Origin of the sequence: Corynebacterium sp. HMSC068H04 (genome assembly GCF_001811255.1) — a bacterium.
Lineage (GTDB): Bacteria > Actinomycetota > Actinomycetes > Mycobacteriales > Mycobacteriaceae > Corynebacterium > Corynebacterium hesseae.
Window position 1 is genome coordinate 137,298 of the sequence record NZ_KV804019.1, and the last position, 17,308, is coordinate 154,605.

Below are 17,308 nucleotides of genomic sequence, written 5' to 3' on the forward strand. Positions count from 1 at the left end.
CCTTGACTGTTTTAGCGGTTCTCGTTCTGTCCGACGTTAGCGGGCGGGCGCACGCCGAAGGATCCCCAGGCGGCATCGTCGGGGGCAACCTCGACCGTCTCGACCCGCGGGTCGGCGGCGAGGGCGCGCAGTTGGGTGCCCGCAGAATAGACCACCACCGCATCAACGTGCGTGGGGACTTCCTCGCCCATGCCACCGGCTTGCTCATCCACGCGGGCGAACACCGCCTCGATGACGTCGGCGCGCTCGGCTCCTGCGACGGGTTCGGGAACAGCGATAGGAGCGGCCAGCCCAATCACGATGGCATCCATCCGCTGGATTGGTTGCAGAGCCTCAGAGACGTCGTGCGGACTCAGCGGCTTATTAAAACCCACCAGCGCATAGGCTGGCTTATCCGCCTGCGCTAGCGAGGCCTCCGCGCGCTCGCGGTATTCGGCGGCAGTCTCGGTTCCATCCGGGCCCAGCTGGTCTCCCTGCAACGCCGAGCGAGGCTGCGTGCCAAGCAGACCGAAAAGGACAATCACCACCAGCGCCAGCACGGCCAGCAGCACCAACGCCGCGGCACGGCGGCGCCGGTAGATGCGCTGGCGCGTGCTCCGCTGCGGGCTCATCCGCGCAATACCTCCACGGCGTGCTTCAGATCGTCCGGGTAGGGTGCGGTGCATTCAAACCACTTGCCAGTTCCGGGGTGGGTAAAACCGAGCTCGACCGCGTGCAACCACTGGCGGTTAAGCCCCACGCGCTTGGCCAGGTTCGGATCACAGCCATACATCGGGTCGCCCACGCAGGGATGCCCAGTAGCAGACATGTGCACGCGGATCTGGTGGGTGCGGCCGGTCTCCAGGTGGACTTCGAGGAGGCTGGCCTCGCGGAAGGCCTCGAGCAGCGTGTAGTGCGTCACCGCCGGCTTGCCGTCATCAATGACCCCAAACTTCCAGCCCGCGGAAGGATGACGCCCGATAGGCGCATCAATGGTGCCGACGATGGGATCGGGCAGGCCTTGGACCACGGCGTGATAGGTCTTTTTCACGGTGCGCTCGCGGAAGGCGTTCTTAAGCTGCGAGTAGGCCCGCTCACTAGCGGCGACCACCATGACGCCTGAGGTACCCACGTCGAGACGGTGGACGATGCCCTTGCGTTCGGTAGGGCCGGCGTCGGCAAGCGCATAGCCCGCCGCCCGCAGCCCGCCGATGACGGTGGGCCCATCCCAGCCCAGAGTCGGGTGGGCGGCCACGCCCACGGGCTTGAACACGCAGATGACATCCTCGTCCGCGTAGAGGACATCCATGCCCTCCACCAGCTCTTCCTTAGGGATGAGCGGCTCCTCGGGCGCTGGCATCATGACGTCGATCCAGCCACCGGCGTTTAAGCGCTCGGACTTGCCCACGGCCGCACCGTCGATTTCCACGTCACCCGCCGTGCACAGCTGGGCCACGCGGGCGCGGGAAATGCCCAGGAGCTTGGCCAAGGCGGCATCCACGCGCATGCCATCGAGCCCTTCGGGCACCGGCAACCTACGGCTTTCGCGCATTACTCTCCCCCCGTTTCCTTTTCTTCAGCTTTCTCGTGCATCTCCGCCCAAAACATCGCAATGATGAAGACCACGACTCCACAGGTAATGGCCGCGTCCGCGATATTGAAAACAGCGAAGCTGCCCACGGAGATGTAATCCACCACGTGGCCGAACCAGAACCCTGGCTCGCGCACGAGGCGGTCGATGAGGTTGCCCAGAGCGCCGCCGGCGATCATCGCCAGCCCGATGGCCTGCCACTTGTCATGAATGCGCGGGGCGGCGATTGCTACACCAACAACGAAGGCGAGTTGGATAGTGGTAAACAGCCACGTCGAGCCTTCCCCTCCCATAGAGAAGGCGGCGCCGGGGTTAAAGAGAAGGTAGAAGCGGAACCAGTCACCGATTACGGGTAGGGCTTCGCCTTCCGTGAGGATGGACAGCATCAGTGCCTTCACGGCTTGGTCGACGGCGGCCACACCGAGCACCACCGCAACCATCACTCCGATATAACTCCTTGCTTTCACTCGTTCCATTCTAAACAGGCTCATCCGGTAATTTGGAATGCGTGTTTCGTGTGAGAGCTCTAGCAGTCCTGTCCGCCACCGTCTTGGGAGTCAGCGGCGCGCTCGCCGGCTGTTCCTATTCCCAGCCGGCCAAGCCAGTAGAGGAGCCAGTGGGCTTAGCCCTCGATGCCCCGCGCGTCACCCTCCTAGAACCCGGTGACGACGCAAGCCGCGTTGTGGCTTATAAGGATCTCGATGCCACTCAGGAGCTGACATATGAGGTCGCCACGGGTTTTGACCAGCAATTGCGCAAGGACGGCAGCTCGGCTCCTGCACCAGCGTCCAAGGACAAGGTCGCCCTTCCGCTACAGGCCTCGGTGGAGGCTGCCACCGAGAATGTTGAGGGCCAGTTGCCGGCCAGCCGCAACGCCTTCGTTACCGTGGGCAAGCCTGCGGCCGAAGGCGCGGACGTCTCCTCCGCCGAGGGCTTCCAATTTGGGTGGCGCGGCACGGATAGCGGGCAAATGAACTCGCTGCGCCTTGCCGCCCCGCAGGCCGCAACCGACGAGGCCCGCAGCACTGTGGAGCGCGCCATCACCAGCCTGACCTCGCTGCCCATCGTCTTCCCGGATGAGGAAATTGGCTCCGGTGCTCAGTGGGTCGTGGAATCGCGCGTTACCGGCGAGTCCACGCTGCTGCAAACCACGACCTATACCTTGGACAAGCTCGACGGGGATATCGCCACGCTCAACGTCGAGGTTGAGCAGCGGCCGTCCCTGGGCGCGCTCTCCTTCGACGGCGCTGACGCCCCCGAGGAGCTGCGGGGCAAAGAGCTCAAGGTCATGGACACCACGTCGACGTCGAAGGGCACGGTCACCGTTGATCTGACCAAACCACTTCCCACAGCCGGCGATGTCTCCGTGACTACTGCCATTTCTTATGGTGCGGACAGCTCCGATCTTCGCGTGGTGCAAACCAGCGCCACCGATATGACGTTCACCACCGACTAGTCCGCTGCGCGCCGCGCCTGCCCCGCATCAGGCAACCGCGCGCCGACCTTCGGACAGCACAGCGCCCGCCACCCACTGGCTCTCAATCCAGTGTGGTGGCGGGCGCTGAAGCTTGAATCCCAGTCTTACTGAGCCGGGGCGTCGGCTGGGGCCTCAGCGCCTTCTGCCGGGGCGTCGGCAGGAGCTTCGGCACCTTCAGCGGGGGCGTCGGCAGGCGCCTCTGCGCCTTCCGGTACGGAATCAGCACACATCTCCGGCACCTCTTCCGGCGGGACGATGTTGGTGACCAGGACACAGGCCCACGTCTTGGACAGCTTCCACGTGCCGCCCTCGTTGATGAACTCCACCTGGTCGGCGGTCTGCTGCTGGCCGTCCGGGGTATTGATGTGGACGGTCGCGAGCGCGGAATCCGGCACGAGGCCCGGGATGACCGGGGCAACGACCTCGAAGGTGGCACCGGACTCGGCCTGAGACTGCGACATGACGTCGAAAAGCTCCGGCGCCGTCTCACTGCCCTGGACCAGCTGGACCTTCTCTTCCTGCGGAAGGTTCGGGTCGGCGGCCTTGGTCAGGATCTCATTGAGCTGCTCCACGGTAGGCATCTCGGTGGAGGCCACCTGCGATGCGGAGGTTTCGCCCGAAGGCTTAGCGGCGGTGCTGTTCTCGGTGTCTGCATCCTCGGAAGACGAGCAGGCAGCCAGGGCAGTCGCGGCGCCCAGGGCCACAACGGCGGCGCTCAGCTTGAAGGATTTCACAAATACTCCTCACGTAGGGGATCGTGGTTTATCCCTTTTACTTTAGCGTCCACGACCGCCGCCCTGGGGTTCCCGCGCAGGTGCGTGCCTGTAGTAGCCTGCTGTCATGACTTTCGCCCTCATCGCCACCGGTGGCACCATCGCCTGCACGACGGTCCGTGACGGATCCCTGGTCCCCACCGTCAGTGGGCAACAGCTAGCCCAATTCCTCGACGCTGAAGTCGGAACACACGACATTGAGGTGGTGGAATTCCGCGCGCTGGATTCCAGCTCGATTACTTTGGCAGACCTCGATGAGCTACTGCTGTGTGTGCGCCAGCACCTTGCGCGCCCAGAGATTGATGGTGTCCTCATCACGCACGGCACCGATTCCATGGAGGAAACTGCGCTGGCGTTATCCCTCTTCGACCTCGGCGAGGGGCCCATCGTGCTCACTGGCGCGCAGCGCGCCTTCGACCACCCGGCTGGTGATGGCCCGCGCAATCTGCGCGATTCCTATGAGCTCCTGCGTTCCGGAAAGCCCGGCGTGTGGGTGCAATTCGGCGGCAAGACCATTCCCGGACGCGGCGCGCGCAAATGGCATACTTCGCAGCTCAACGGCTTTGAGGAGCTACCGGTGGGTGACTCCGCTCTGCCGCCGTTGCCGCTCTCCCCCATGGCGCAACACCCCGTTGAGATCATCGCCGCCTACCCGGGTGCCGGTGCCGCGCTTGTCGACGCCTCCCTCAACCACACCCAAGGCCTCGTCATCGAAGCCATGGGCTCGGGGAACATGGGTGAAGAGATGGGAGCCGGGGTTGCCCGCGCGCTGCAAGCGGGTGTGCCCGTGGTGATTAGCACCCGCACGCCCTACGGAGCCACCAAGCTGGCCTATGGCGGCGCAGGTGGCGGTGCCACCTTGGGCGAGATGGGTGCGGTGGCCTCCGGTGGATTCCGAGCCGGCCAAGCCCGCATTATGCTCGCCGCGGCACTTGCCACCGGCACACCGGTGGCAGAGATGTTTAACCCAGCACCGCCCACCGCGGCTTATACCGCGGGCTAGCTATCCTCGCGTGACGGTTCCGCCCCAGCGGTGTCAATCTCGGGCCCATCGGCCTCGGTGGCGTCGCCTGGCAGCGCCCCCTCCCAGGCCAGTGAGTCCAATGGATCGGCCGGGTGGAGGTCTTCATCCTCAGCCGCGAAAGAGCGCACGAACCCCGGGCCCGTAGCGCGAGTTTCAAAGCGCACGCTGACCACCCCGTGACCGGCGCCTTGAATCCAGCCGTGGCCAAACTCGGAGTGGTAGACGTCCTGGGTAGCATGCCAGCGGCGCATCGAATCCGATCCCGCTTCTCCCAGCGATTCCGACTCTGCTCCGGGCTCTGCCTCGGGTTCCGGCGCGCCGGGCAGGTGATCGCTGACGCCAGTCTCGTAATCCGTATCCGGAGCTGGACGCACGACCTCGCGGTCTAGCTCCGGAAACAGCACGTCTTGGCGGGCCTCCTCCAACCCCGAGTAGCTCACCCCGACCAGCCTGATGGGCCCGAGCTCCTCCGGGTAGCGCGCCAAACTCAAGGCCTTAGCCTCGAGGACCTTCAGGTCATCCGTGGCATAGGGCAACGTGGCCGAGCGGGATTCGATGTGGAAATCCGCCATCCGCAGCTTCACCGTCACCGTGCGCGCGCCGCGGCCGTCCTTGAGCAGGCGGGAATGCGCGCCCTGCGCCGCGCGGATTAGTGCCGCATCCACCTCCGCCGCCGTGCGAAGGTCCGTGGGGTAGGTGAACTCGGTGGAGATTTGTTTGGCAATCGCGCGCGGGGCAACCGGACGCTCATCAATCCCTTGGGCGAGCTTCCACAGCTGCACGCCCACCACGTTGCCCAGTGAGATCTCGACTTCCTTGCGGCTCATCGCCGCCAGCTGTCCGATAGTCTCCACGCCGATAGCTGCGAGCTTCTGCTGGGTGACTGGGCCCGCTCCCCAGAGTTTGCCCACCGGCAGCGGGTGGATGAGCTCATCGAAGCGCTCCTGGGGCACGATGAAAGTCCCGTCCGGTTTGGCCTCCCCTGACGCAATCTTCGCGCTTTGCTTGCCTGCACCGGCGCCGATGGAGCTGGGAAGGCCCGTCTCAGCTCGAATCACTCGGCGCAGATTCTCCGACCACTCACGGACTTCGGCGGGCGTGGCTCCGGCGAGTGCGGCCGGTTCCATGAAGGCCTCGTCGATGGAGAGCTGTTCGATGACCCCCGCATGCTGCGCAATAATTCCAAATACCCGGCGCGAGGCCGCCACATACACCGCCCGGCGCGGCTGCACCACCACGGCTTTATAGCCCACGAGCTGCTGCGCGCGGAACATGGGCATTGCGGAATGAGCTCCATATGCGCGGGCTTCATAAGAGGCACCGGCGACGACGCCGCGTCCGCTCGTTCCACCCACCAACACAGGCCGGCCGCGCAAGGTAGGGCGGGTGAGCTGCTCCACCGACGCAAAGAACGCGTCCATGTCGATGTGAAGAACCCAGCGTTGCATGCCTTCAAGTCTAAAACACACATTCGCATCAGCAAGGCACCCCAACCGTGCCGTGAGAGAACTAGCTCTCACTTGCCCACCGCGTGATCAATGTCTCACGAATTGGCGTTTGCGCTAGACCGAGAGCACCGCATGCATGCATCATGTATACATGCAAAAAGACAAGGTACCCGCCGCGGAACGGGCCTACGATCACCTCAAGCGCCGCATCATCGATGACGACATCGATGACTCGGAGATGCTCTCCGAAGCCGCCCTTGCCGCCGAGCTGGGAATGAGTAGAACCCCGGTGCGCGAGGCTTTCCTCCGTTTGGAGGTGGAGGGCTTCTTGAAGCTCTACCCCAAGCGCGGTGCGCTGGTCGTACCGATTAGCCCCCGCGAAATCCGTGAGGTCTACGAGGCGCGCCTCCTCGTGGATGAGAACTCTGCCCGCCATATTTGCGGACTGTCCGCAGAGGAGCGCAGTCTCATCGCCGATGTCCTCGTCGCCACCATCGATGAGCAAAAGGCCGCCCTAGACGCTGGCGATCTGGGCACCTATACCCAACTGGATGCGAAGTTCCACCAAACCATCATGGACAACGGCGGCAACCGCCTCCTCGCCCACCTCGGCCACACCTTGCGCGAGCGCCAACACCGCTTTACCGCAACTGCCATCGGCCGCAGCGTCGAGAAGGCACGCGGCTTCGTGGCCCAGCACGCCTTGCTCGCCGACGCCCTCCGCACCGGCGACATCGACACCTACCTGACCGAACTCCATTCCCACCTCAACTCCTCAAGGAAGCAACTGTGACTGTCTCTGCGCATTCGAACCCGCTTGTCGAGGCGCCTACTCCCCAACCCGACGCCCCCACAGACGCCGACACCACCGAAAGCACTGAAAGCGCTGCCTCCCCAGGCTCGCCCAGCCGCTCCGCCGAAGCGCCGCTGCCTAAGCGCGCGTGGTTCCCCGTCGCCGGTGCCATGATCGCGGTTGCTTGGGGCGGAAATGAATTCACCCCGCTGCTGGTGATGTACCGCGAGACCTCGAATTTTTCCCAGGTGACGGTCAACGGGCTCTTAGCCGCCTACGTGGTTGGCATCATCCCCGCACTGCTCATCGGCGGCCCGCTGTCCGATCTGCTTGGCCGCCGCCCACTGTTGCTCCCCGCAGCACCACTGTCCTTGGCAGGCTCTTTCTTGCTGTCCATCGCCCCCAACGAACCACTCATCATCGCGTTGGGACGCGTCTTGTGCGGTATGGCATTAGGCCTAGTCATGGCGGTGGGTTCAACGTGGATTACGGAGCTCATCACGAGCGCCGGCGGCGACCCAGCGTCCGGCGCTCGTAAGGCTTCGTTGTGTTTGACCGCCGGCTTCCTCGTCGGCGCGGGTATCGCTTCGGTGCTGGCCCAGTGGGGGCCATGGCCGACTCACACGGCCTATATCCTCCACATGCTGCTCACGCTGTTGACTGCCGCGTGGATCCTGCATACGCCTGAGACCCGCCAGCCCAGCCGAGGCGATGTCAAGACCACCATCCTGGAGCTCAGGGTGCGTGACATGCTGGAGATGCTCCACATCCCCGCCGCTGCGCACAAGCGTTTCCTGCGTGTCGTCGTGCCCGTGGCCCCCTGGGTCTTTGGCTGCGCGGGAGCGGCCTATGCGCTCCTTCCACAGCTGCTATCCGAATCCGCTGGAAACGCCCCCATCGCTTTCTCCGGCCTGATGACCGTCATCACCCTGGGCTGCGGCGTGGCCGTCCAGATGCTGGGCCGCCTGGTTGATACCCACAAGTCCGCGCGAGCCTCGGCCCTGTCGATGTTCGTCATCACCGTCGGCGCAATCCTCGGGGCGTTTGCTGCTCACTCGCTGTCCCTGCCGCTCGGCATCGCAGCCGCCGCCACAATGGGCGCGGGATACGGTTTGGCGCTGGTCGCTGGATTGTCCGAGGTCCAGCGCATCGCGGGCGAGCGAGAGCTCGCCGGCTTGACCGCCGTGTACTACTCCATTTCTTACACTGGCTTCTTCATCCCGATGGCCTTTAGCGCGCTTGCGCCCTATATCGGCTTCACGGCGTTGTTCAGCATCGGCAGCTTCTTGGCGCTGGTGTGCCTCATCAACGTCATCCTTGCGTGGCGCGCACACCTGCCCGGAACCCGCCGCTAGCGCACACACCCCGTCATCGCGGCCCCCTCCGGGCCGCCCCTGCGCCACCAGTGCGCAGATGCTCAAAGCTCCGCCTCCCCACTCGAGGGAAGCGGAGCTTTTCGCTGCGGATTTAGGCCTTGGCCACGGTAGCCGTCACGCCCTTGAGGACATCATGGATGTTCTGTCCATCGCTTGGCTCGAGAGCCTGGGTCGTCACAGTGAAGTCGACAGCAAGCACCTCCGCCGCGATGTGTTCGCGGTGGTGATGAGCCCACTCTTCCTTCTCCGCGGGAACGGAGAGAACCACGGTGATGCGGTCAGTCACCACGAAATCCTCGGCCTTACGCGCATCCTGCAAACCGCGGATGACGTCCGCAGCCCAGCCCTCTGCCTCGAGCTCCTCCGTCACCTCGGTATCCACGGCGACAAGGCCATCGAGCCCTTCCACGCGAGCCGTCGACTTCGCATTCGCCGCCTTGAGGCGCTCGGTGTACTCGTCCGGGGATAGGCGGATATCGCCGTCGACCACAACGTCCTCGCCCTCGCGCACGTAGTTGCCCGCCTTGAGGTTCTTGATAGCTCGCTGAACATCCTTGCCCAAGCGCGGACCGGCTACCTTGGCGTTGCACACGACCTCGAAGGTGCCCACCGCGTCGACATCGTCGGTAAGCTCAACGTCCTTAACGTTGACCTCATCCCGGATGATGTCCTTGAAATCCGCCAGGCGCGCCGAATCCTTCATCGCCACCGTCAGCTTCGGCAGCGGCAGGCGGTTGCGCAGCTTGTTGGACTTACGCACCGAGGACGCCGCGGAGGCCACCGCGCGGGTGGCATCCATGGCGGCCACGAGGGCATCGTCAGCCGGGTAATCCTCGGCCTTCGGGTAGGAAGCCAAATGCACGGAGCGCTCACCGGTCAGGCCACGGTAGATGACCTCAGCCACGTGCGGCAGCAGCGGCGCGACCACGCGGGAGACCGTCTCCAGGACCGTGTAGAGCGTGTTGAAAGCCTCCGGATGGGCTTCCTCGCCCTCCCAGAAACGGTCACGGGAGCGGCGCACGTACCAGTTGGTCAGCGCGTCCGCGAAGAGGCGGACCTCCTCCGTTGCCGAAGCAATATCGGTATTCGCCAGCGCGTCGTTGGTGTTCTTCACCAAGTCATGGGTCTTGGCCAAGATGTAGCGGTCCAGCACGTTGGTGGAGCTCACGTCGAACTTTGCGTCCTGGGAGGCGTAGAGCTGCAGGAAGGTGTACGAATTCCAGATCGGCAGGATGGCCTGGCGCACGCCCTCACGGATGCCCTGCTCCGTAACGATGAGGTTGCCGCCGCGCAAGATCGGCGAAGACATGAGGAACCAGCGCATCGCATCCGAGCCATCGCGGTCGAAGACCTCATTCACATTCGGATAGTTGCCCTTGGACTTCGACATCTTCAGGCCATCATTGCCCAACACGATGCCGTGGGCGACAACCTTCTTGAACGCCGGGCGGTCGAACAGGGCGGTGGACAACACGTGCAGGAGGTAGAACCAGCCGCGCGTTTGGCCGGAATACTCCACGATGAAGTCCGCCGGGGAATGCGTCTCGAACCATTCCTTGTTCTCAAACGGGTAGTGCTTCTGAGCGAACGGCATCGAGCCGGACTCAAACCAGCAATCCAACACATCCGGCACGCGGCGCATCGTGGACTTACCCGTCGGATCATCCGGGTTCGGACGAGTCAGCTCATCAATGTACGGGCGGTGCAGGCTCGTCGGACGCACGCCAAAGTCACGCTCCAGCTCATCCAGCGAGCCATAGACATCGACTCGCGGGTACTCCGGGTTATCGGAGATCCACGCCGGGATCGGAGCGCCCCAGTAGCGGGTGCGGGAGATGTTCCAGTCGCGAGCGCCCTCCAGCCACTTGCCGAACTGACCGTCGCGGATGTGCTCCGGCAACCACTCGATCTCATTGTGGTTGAGCTCGACCATGCGGTCACGGAACTCCGTCACCTTGACGAACCATGCAGGCAGCGCCATGTAGATGAGCGGCTCGCCGGAGCGCCAGGAGTGTGGGTAGGAGTGCTCGATGGTCACGTGGCGTACCACGCGGCCAGCGGCCTTGAGATCCTTGATGATGGCCTTGTTGGCGTCGAAGACGAGCTGGCCCTCATACGGCGGTACCTGGGAGGTGAACTTACCGTCCTCATCCACCGGGATGACCAGGCCCACGCCGTACTTCTGGCAGGTGAGCATATCGTCCTCACCGAAGGCCGGGGCCTGGTGGACCACACCGGTACCGTCCTCGGTGGTGACGTAGTCAGCAAGCAAGACCTGGTACGCATTCTCGACATCCGGGAAGAAGCCGAAGATGGGCTCGTACTTGAAGCCCTCCAGCTCCGCGCCCTTGAACGTCTTGAGGACTTCCACCTCACCCAGCTCCTTCGCCAGGGTGCCGGTGAGCGCCTCGGCCATGATGAAGGTGCGGCCAGCAAAGTCGCCCTCGGTGGCCTTGAACAGGACGTAATCAACCTCCGGGTGGACCGCCAAAGCCAGGTTGGACGGCAGGGTCCACGGGGTGGTGGTCCAGGCGAGGAAGGAGGCATCGGCAAGCTCGGCGTTCTCCGCCAACGTCTTCTCCGCCGCACTTCCCTCCACGGCACCAGCCACCGGGAACGTCACCGTCAGGGTCGGGTCCTGACGCATCTTGTAGGAGTCATCCAGGCGGGTCTCCTGGTTCGACAGGGAGGTGTGCTCCGCCCAGGAATACGGTAAAACCCTAAAGCCCTGGTAGATCAGGCCTTTGTCATAGAGCTCCTTGAACGCCCACATCACGGACTCCATGTACTCCAAGTCCATGGTCTTGTAGCCGTTCTCGAAATCCACCCAGCGAGCCTGGCGGTTGACATACTCTTCCCACTCATCGGTGTACTCGAGGACGGACTTGGCGCAGTACTCGTTGAACTTCTCCAGGCCCATCTCCTCGATCTGGCCCTTGTCGGTGATGCCGAGCTGCTTTTCTGCCTCCAGCTCCGCCGGCAGTCCGTGGGTATCCCAGCCAAAGACGCGCGGGACGTGGTTGCCGGCCATGGTGCGGTAGCGCGGGACGATGTCCTTGACGTAACCGGTCAGCAGGTGGCCGTAGTGCGGCAGACCGTTGGCAAAGGGAGGGCCATCATAAAAGACATACTCGGGGCAGCCCTCCGTCTGCTTGAGGCTGGCTTTAAAGGTGTCGTCGGCCTTCCAGTACTTCTGGACTTCCTGCTCCATATCGGGGAAACGGGAAGACCCAGCAGTCATATCGACTTTGGGATAAACACTGCCGACGTTCGCGGGGTTATTACTCATCTAAAAATTCCTTCACTCGTTCGCTGTGACGGGGACGCGCCGTACGGCTCGCGGTACCACCCCGCTTGGGCGCCGAGGCGCCCCGCTTCGTTGATGTGAAGGAGATGACGGTCCCTACCCGCCCGGTTCTAATAATGCGACGCTCACGCGCCTCACGTTCTTCCGGAATGCTCCCCGGTGATAGCCGGCTCACTGCATATAGCTCCAAAGTATAACCGAGGGGTCAAGTTTTCACAGGCGCAGGTTCCCGTGAACCCCAAAATAGAAACGACAGTGCACAAAAGAGGTGTCTGAGAAACGGTTTTCCACAGGAACATTTTTTCTAATGCGCGCAGCTCAGAAGGTGTTTTATGCTCCACAGATATGAACGCGCTACAGACTTTCCTCAACGCACTCGGGGCCGGCATCAATGTCATCGCCGAGTGCGAAGGCATGTCTGAAGCAGACCTCATCGCCGCCGGTTCCCCAGACAAAACCGCCGCGGAGTTGGTACGGCTGCATACGAGCTTCTTTGGCAAAACCGCCATGACGCGGATGCAACGCGACGCGGTGAAGGCAGCGCGCCAACGCAAGCATTCTTTGCCCACTCTGGAAGTCATTGACCGCTATGCCCGCAAAGCCAAGACGCAGGCATTGGGCTGGAAGCTGCGCCTAGAGTTGTGCCGGACCAGCGCCGATACCCTCGCGATGGAAACGCTGGCGAAAAAGAAGCTCAAGGAGCACTCGGCACCACCCGTGCCGAAAGAGGGCGTGACTGTTTACCGCCGCCGCAATGCACCGTGGACAATGGCAATCACAGGCCCCGCGCAAATGATTGCAGAGCTTAGCGACGCCGTCGACCGCGAGCGCCCCCTCGAATCCATCCGCAAAGCTTTCTTCAAAGGCGCCGCCCCGCGCCGCGGGTTGCAAACCAATATCTTGGTCCCGCTGGATGCAATGACGAAGATTCTCAACGGCGACGGCGAGGAAATCACGCTGCAGATGACCAACGGCGCAACGATGACCGGCGCGGAATACCTCAACAAGGTCCTAGCCGAAGAGATCGACCTCGATGGCGCGCTCGCGACTCTCTTCCACCCCTATCACGGGCCAGTCAACCTCTACTATGAGGAGCGCTCCGCCAGCATCAAGCAGCGCATCATGGCCATGGCTGAGTTCCCGGTCTGTGCTTGGGGCTCCTGCATGAAGCCCGCCGATGAATGCCAAGTTCACCATCTCATCGCGTGGAAGAACGGCGGGTATACCAACCAGGAAAACCTGGTGATGCTGTGCCCGTATCACAATGGCGTGAACCAGGACGATCCGAACGCGCCACCGGGACGCGGCCGCATGGCCCGGGTCAACGGAACGGCCATGAGGACGTACGGTCCCCTCCCGCCGCCCACGCCTCTGCAAGCGCCTCCCGGGCTATTCGACGCCCTGGAGAGAGACGACTAGGAGCGACACAACTAGGTGTCTTCGCAGAAAAAGCCCTCCACCCAGAATTACTGCTGGGGCGAGGGCTACTCGTCGTGCTTGCGGCGCAGTTTAATCACGGTATCTGCGATGAACAGGACAATGCCTACCCCAGCAGAAGCAAAGAGCAGATACAGAGACCACTCAGCGGCGGAGAGGATGTAATTCACGAACGCCAAGAAAGCCACAAAGGCCAAAAGCAATGCACCGATAAGCATGCGCGCTCTCCTTCCCCGTCACTGCCTGAAAAATCAATACCTACTGAGAATACATACCCACAGAAAAGAATAACGGCGCCCCCGCAGGGACGCCGCTGATTCAGTGATTAATTGTTGGACTTGCCGGCTTCACCGTTGGGAGCAGCGGTGCCGCGGGACTCCAGCTCCTCAAGCTGAGACTGCAGCAGCGTCTTGAGGCGAGTACGGTACTCGCGCTCGAAGGTGCGCAGCTCGGAGATGCGAGCCTCCAGAGCGGTCTGCTGCTGCTTGACCGTGTTCATGACCTCGGTGTGCTTCTTCTCGGCATCGGCCTGCAGCGCAGCTGCCTTCTCCTCTGCCTGGCGAATCTGCGCCTCGGCGCGGGACGTAGCGTCGGACTCAGTCTGCTTTGCCTTGTTCTCAGCGTCCGCCACCAGCTTCTTGGAGCGGGTATCGGCCTCCTGCAGCTGAGCTTCGTAGCGCTTCTGGGCGTCCGCGAGCTGGGCCTTGGAATGGGAGTCAGCGTCGGCAAGCTGCTTCTCTGCCGCCGTGCGGGCCTCAGCCAGCATGGACTCGGAATCAGCCTTGGCCTCGCTGGTGAGGCGGTCCGCCATCTCCTGAGCCAAGCCCAGCACGCGGGCTGCCTGCATGTGAGTATCCGGGGTAGCCAGGCCCTCTGCGTTGGACTGGGCAGAGCCCGCACCAGCCACGGCAGCGGCGGAAGAGGCCGTGGTGGAGGCTGCGGAGTTCTTCTTTGCGGACTCCAGCTCCTTCTTCGTGTTCGCCAGTTCCTTCTTGGAAGCCTCGAGCTCGCGCTTGGCGGCGGCAGCTTCCTCGCGAGCTGCCTTGAGCTCGGCGGAGTTGTCCTTTGCCTGAGCAGCCGGCGCCTGGGAAGACTGTGCCTGAGCAGCCTTTGCCTGCTCCTGCGCACGCTTCGTCTCTTCCTTGGCCTTGGCAATCTCATTCTTGGAGTCAGCCAGCTTTGCCTCGTACTCGGCGCGAAGCTTGGATTCAACTTCCTTGCGCACAGCGGCCTCGTCGACCTTAGCGGCAGTAGCGCCGCCAGCGGCGCCGGCCGAAGTCTGAGACTTCAGTTCCTCAACCTGGGCGTGGAGATCATCGTTCTCGTCCTGCAGCTGAGCAAGAGCATCCTCAACGAGGTCGAGGAACTGATCTACCTCATCCTCGTTGTAGCCACGCTTGCCAATTGGCGGCTTGCTGAAAGCGACGTTGTGTACATCAGCGGGTGACAGTGGCATTGACTTCTCTTCCCCTTACGAATCGGTCAAACCTCTAGAGGTTCCAGAGGCCGGGTACATATGCGGTTAATAATACGGATTTTGCTAACTCATTGTATCCGAATCAACACATTATCTAACGCTGGCACGAGTCTCAACGTTAACAGGAGGGTTTAATACACCCGTTAGTTACACAGCAAGTCCGCTGGGGCCGAAAAATAGCCACGAAATTAGTTGCGAAAGAATGGACAAAAGCAGGAACAAAACAATGATGGAAACGTCGAGCGCAACGCCTCCCAACTGCAGCGGAGGAATCACCTTTCGCAGCGCCTTAACCGGCGGGTCAGTGACTACGAAAAGCACCTCTGCAACCATCATGAACCAGCGGGGTGGATTGAATTGGCGCGAAAAAGATTGAATCATTTCGATGACGATTCGCGCTAACAAAATCCACGAGTAAAGACTCACGGCAACGAGGAGAATTGAACCTAAAGCATTCACAGTGCCCGAGCCTATCCGAACCACCCCCGCTAACGGTATTCCCCTGCCCTCCGGTTCGCGCTCGGCGAACATGAACGGCTAATCGTCGGCTGAACTATCCCCGAACTCAGTTCGCCGCCGGCCTCATAAATACGAAACCGCCCCATCGCTTCCCCTCCCCTAAGCCAACACGGGAGAAAAGAAATCGATGAGGCGGTAGAACGCGACGTACTTAGCGCAGATGCGCTGCGCGCTCCAGCTCAACAGTGGAGATATCGGCGCCCTTCGGCACGATGGCAAACACCTTACGGCTGGTGTCCACGCCCTTGGTCAGGTTCTTCATGCGGCCCTCCAGTGCAAAGCAGAGGCCAGCGGCAAAGTCGACGAAGCGCTTTGCGGAGCCACGGTCAGCGTCAGTGAGCTCGAAGACCACTGCGTCACCGTCGCGGAAAGGGCCACCAACCTTCGCTGCATCGTCGAAAGAGACGAGCGACAGCGCCACGATGGTCGGGACAAATTCCTCTTCCGGCTTCTCGTAGGAAGGTGCATACGCCGGTGCGCTGTAGCTGCGCTCGTCAGCGTAGTAAGCATCGTCGGTGTCCATGTCCATCGGGCCCAGCCCGAAGAACTCTTTAGTCCTATCAATCAGTGACATTCTGGGTCTCCCTCTGACCTAGTGTGTGCTGTTCATTTGCTGTCTTGTAATGCACTTTTGCAATGTCAATTAACCTAGCGGGCGAGCTCCCATGATTCCGGTTCCGACACGCACGATATCCGTTCCAGATGCAATCGCCGCCTCCAAATCTACGCTCATTCCGGCTGACATTTTTAAAGCCCGTCCGAGCTTCGCCGCGACCTCGTCGGTCAGCGCCCTTACCCGAGCGAATACCTCCGCAGGCTCGCTCTCCAGTGGAGGAACCACCATGAATCCCTGCAGCTGCACATTCTCCAGCTCTTCAACGACATCCACCAGAGCGGGGACGTCCTCCAGCGGGCATCCGCCGCGTGCGGTGTCGCCATCGGCGGAAACCTGAATGAATGCCGGAAGGGCGTCCTCGCGTTGCCCGCGTTCTTGGGCAAGCGCCACTCCTCGGTCCAGCGCCCGGGCAAGCTTTTCTGAGTCAAGGGAGTGCACGCTGTGCGCCCAGCGGGCGACGTGGTTCGCCTTTTTGGTTTGAATCTGGCCGATCATGTGGAAGCGAATCTCGAGCAGCGCCTCTGCTTTGGCGCGCGCCTCCTGCTCACGGTTTTCTGCTACATCCGCAATTCCCAGCTCCCCCAGCAGCGCGATGTCCTCTGCCGGGTGAAATTTCGTCACCGGCAGCAGCTGTGGCACGGGACGGTCATACGTGGCGGCAAAACGTCGAATCTCAGCGCGGGTGCGCTCCAACCCGGCCCGTAGTTCTTCGCGACGCTCAGCGGGGTCCTTGCTAGTCATTTAATCCTCCAACCAAATCACACCGGCTTGACGCCCGGTGACGCCCTCGCGGCGATAAGAAAAGAAATCAGTGTCTTCGATCGTGCAGCGTGGATCCGACTCAATGGCCGTAACCCCCATCCCCATCAGCTGGCGAATCAGGCCGGCGCGCACGTCAACTCCCCACGTACCAGACGAGGTGCGAGTCTTGGAGCCGGGCAGGTGCTTCTCGACGTCGTCCGCCATCTCCTCCGGCACCTCATAGTTGCGCCCAGAAGCAGCAGGCCCCATAAGTACCTGGATCGACGCGGGAGTCGCCCCCAGCTCAACCATTGCGTTCACGGTGTTCCGGACGATTCCGTTACGTGCGCCGAGGCGCCCGGCGTGGGCGGCGGCGATGACGCCCGCGGAGACGTCGACAAGCAGCACCGGTGTGCAATCAGCAACGAGCACGCCTAGCCCCAAGCGCTTTTCGGTGGTTACTACGGCATCGGTGGCGGGGACGGGTTCGCGGACACCGCGGCGTTCGGCCCCCACCACCGTGACCGTGTTGGTGTGGAGCTGTTCCATCCACACGATGTCTTCTAGACCAGTCACCCGCAGAAGCCGCTGGCGATTGGCGGTCACGGCCTCGGGGTCATCACCAACGTGATCACCCAAGTTGAAAGAGTTATAAGGGGACGACGACGCCCCGCCGGCACGGCTGGTGAAAACCATGCGGACGGGGCGTTGTGCTACGTGTGCTTCCTCGTTTACTGGCATGCACTCCAG

At 62.5% G+C, this 17,308-nt stretch carries 17 protein-coding genes; 5 read left to right on the forward strand and 12 right to left on the reverse strand.

The genetic code is table 11. The annotated features are described in order from the left end of the window. Positions 1 to 11: 11 nt before the first annotated feature. Genes HMPREF2792_RS09940 through lspA form a run of 3 tightly spaced genes read right to left on the reverse strand, consistent with a single transcriptional unit; the run spans position 12 to position 2,046 of the window. Positions 12 to 611, reverse strand: a complete 600-nt coding sequence (locus tag HMPREF2792_RS09940) for a hypothetical protein (RefSeq protein ID WP_070533286.1) — start codon at positions 609 to 611, stop codon at positions 12 to 14. Then, complete coding sequence (locus HMPREF2792_RS09945) at positions 608 to 1,531, reverse strand: RluA family pseudouridine synthase (protein ID WP_070533289.1); 924 nt, start codon at positions 1,529 to 1,531, stop codon at positions 608 to 610. Before HMPREF2792_RS09945 ends, HMPREF2792_RS09940 begins: the two co-directional genes overlap by 4 nt. Continuing rightward, a complete protein-coding gene (gene lspA / locus HMPREF2792_RS09950; protein WP_070533290.1) occupies positions 1,531 to 2,046 on the reverse strand; it encodes a signal peptidase II in 516 nt (171 codons plus the stop codon). Before lspA ends, HMPREF2792_RS09945 begins: the two co-directional genes overlap by 1 nt. A gap of 32 nt (positions 2,047 to 2,078) precedes the next feature. On the opposite strand from lspA, the gene HMPREF2792_RS09955 reads away from it, so the two are divergent. Next, positions 2,079 to 3,026, forward strand: coding sequence for a DUF6263 family protein (locus HMPREF2792_RS09955; RefSeq protein WP_070533292.1), 948 nt, complete (start codon positions 2,079 to 2,081; stop codon positions 3,024 to 3,026). Positions 3,027 to 3,151: 125 nt separating this feature from the next. Here the strand turns inward: HMPREF2792_RS09955 and HMPREF2792_RS09960 are convergent, their stop codons facing one another. Then, positions 3,152 to 3,781 carry a WKL family lipoprotein gene (locus tag HMPREF2792_RS09960; protein ID WP_070519893.1) on the reverse strand — a complete coding sequence of 210 codons (630 nt, stop codon included), beginning with the start codon at positions 3,779 to 3,781 and terminating at the stop codon, positions 3,152 to 3,154. A 106-nt stretch (positions 3,782 to 3,887) separates the two neighbouring features. On the opposite strand from HMPREF2792_RS09960, the gene HMPREF2792_RS09965 reads away from it, so the two are divergent. Next, positions 3,888 to 4,823, forward strand: coding sequence for an asparaginase (locus HMPREF2792_RS09965; RefSeq protein ID WP_070533294.1), 936 nt, complete (start codon positions 3,888 to 3,890; stop codon positions 4,821 to 4,823). On the opposite strand, the gene HMPREF2792_RS09970 is transcribed toward HMPREF2792_RS09965, so the two are convergent. Next, positions 4,820 to 6,292 (reverse strand): DNA polymerase IV, encoded by a 1,473-nt coding sequence (locus HMPREF2792_RS09970; RefSeq protein ID WP_070533297.1) that lies wholly within the window; start codon positions 6,290 to 6,292, stop codon positions 4,820 to 4,822. The two genes, HMPREF2792_RS09965 and HMPREF2792_RS09970, sit on opposite strands and share 4 nt — an antisense overlap. A gap of 151 nt (positions 6,293 to 6,443) precedes the next feature. Here HMPREF2792_RS09970 and HMPREF2792_RS09975 point away from each other — a divergent pair, with 151 nt between their 5' ends. Then, positions 6,444 to 7,085: a GntR family transcriptional regulator gene (locus HMPREF2792_RS09975; protein ID WP_070533299.1), complete on the forward strand. Its 642-nt coding sequence runs from the start codon at positions 6,444 to 6,446 to the stop codon at positions 7,083 to 7,085. A gap of 170 nt (positions 7,086 to 7,255) precedes the next feature. Further along, the gene (locus HMPREF2792_RS09980) at positions 7,256 to 8,440 is read left to right on the forward strand and encodes an MFS transporter (RefSeq protein ID WP_232745221.1); all 1,185 of its coding nucleotides are present in this window, start codon (positions 7,256 to 7,258) and stop codon (positions 8,438 to 8,440) included. 112 nt (positions 8,441 to 8,552) lie between these two features. Here HMPREF2792_RS09980 and ileS read toward each other — a convergent pair whose 3' ends face one another. Next, complete coding sequence (gene ileS / locus HMPREF2792_RS09985; RefSeq protein WP_070533301.1) at positions 8,553 to 11,750, reverse strand: isoleucine--tRNA ligase; 3,198 nt, start codon at positions 11,748 to 11,750, stop codon at positions 8,553 to 8,555. 363 nt (positions 11,751 to 12,113) lie between these two features. On the opposite strand from ileS, the gene HMPREF2792_RS09990 reads away from it, so the two are divergent. Continuing rightward, positions 12,114 to 13,187 carry an HNH endonuclease signature motif containing protein gene (locus tag HMPREF2792_RS09990; RefSeq protein WP_070533302.1) on the forward strand — a complete coding sequence of 358 codons (1,074 nt, stop codon included), beginning with the start codon at positions 12,114 to 12,116 and terminating at the stop codon, positions 13,185 to 13,187. Positions 13,188 to 13,252: 65 nt separating this feature from the next. On the opposite strand, the gene HMPREF2792_RS13190 is transcribed toward HMPREF2792_RS09990, so the two are convergent. From HMPREF2792_RS13190 to pgeF, 6 genes are all read right to left on the reverse strand, one after another. Then, a complete protein-coding gene (locus tag HMPREF2792_RS13190) occupies positions 13,253 to 13,423 on the reverse strand; it encodes a hypothetical protein (protein WP_168162406.1) in 171 nt (56 codons plus the stop codon). A 107-nt stretch (positions 13,424 to 13,530) separates the two neighbouring features. Next, positions 13,531 to 14,661: a DivIVA domain-containing protein gene (locus HMPREF2792_RS09995; protein ID WP_070533304.1), complete on the reverse strand. Its 1,131-nt coding sequence runs from the start codon at positions 14,659 to 14,661 to the stop codon at positions 13,531 to 13,533. A 168-nt stretch (positions 14,662 to 14,829) separates the two neighbouring features. Further along, on the reverse strand, positions 14,830 to 15,141 hold the full coding sequence (locus tag HMPREF2792_RS10000) for a YggT family protein (protein WP_070520150.1): 312 nt from the start codon (positions 15,139 to 15,141) through the stop codon (positions 14,830 to 14,832). A 211-nt stretch (positions 15,142 to 15,352) separates the two neighbouring features. After that, a complete protein-coding gene (locus HMPREF2792_RS10005) occupies positions 15,353 to 15,775 on the reverse strand; it encodes a cell division protein SepF (RefSeq protein WP_070519876.1) in 423 nt (140 codons plus the stop codon). Between the two features lie 69 nt (positions 15,776 to 15,844). Continuing rightward, on the reverse strand, positions 15,845 to 16,558 hold the full coding sequence (locus tag HMPREF2792_RS10010; RefSeq protein WP_070533306.1) for a YggS family pyridoxal phosphate-dependent enzyme: 714 nt from the start codon (positions 16,556 to 16,558) through the stop codon (positions 15,845 to 15,847). Then, a complete protein-coding gene (gene pgeF / locus HMPREF2792_RS10015) occupies positions 16,559 to 17,299 on the reverse strand; it encodes a peptidoglycan editing factor PgeF (protein ID WP_070533307.1) in 741 nt (246 codons plus the stop codon). Positions 17,300 to 17,308 lie beyond the last annotated feature (9 nt).